This is a genomic window from Treponema sp. R6D11, from assembly GCF_054786075.1.
In genome coordinates, this window is record NZ_BDHD01001145.1 from 1 (window position 1) to 376 (window position 376).

General features: G+C 50.8%; 1 pseudogene. It reads left to right on the forward strand.

What is annotated here, in order from left to right:
• A pseudogene (locus tag ACYVTD_RS17860) lies at positions 1-328 on the forward strand (diaminopimelate decarboxylase); the annotation flags it as partial.
• Between the last annotated feature and the right edge of the window lie 48 nt (positions 329-376).

Sequence of the window (376 nt, forward strand, 5' to 3'; positions counted from 1 at the left end):
TCACATAACGATACCAGGGAAAGAAGACGCCCCATTAACCGAAGTTTACGACATAGTGGGCAGCCTCTGCGAAAACAACGACAAATTCGCCGTCCAACGGAAACTGCCTAAAATAACGACCGCAAGCGAAAACGGAATAGGCGACCTTGTAATAATCCACGACGCCGGCGCCCACGGAAGGGCAATGGGCTTTAACTACAACGGCAAACTCCGCTGCGGGGAACTGCTTCTGCGCCAGGACGGCTCCGTCGTACAAATACGCCGCCCGGAAACGGTAGACGACTATTTCGCCACGCTTGACCTCGTAGGGGTTAAGGATTTTAAATAGCGCCCTTGTTTTTAATGAATGATGACGTCATTGAAAAAACCGAATACC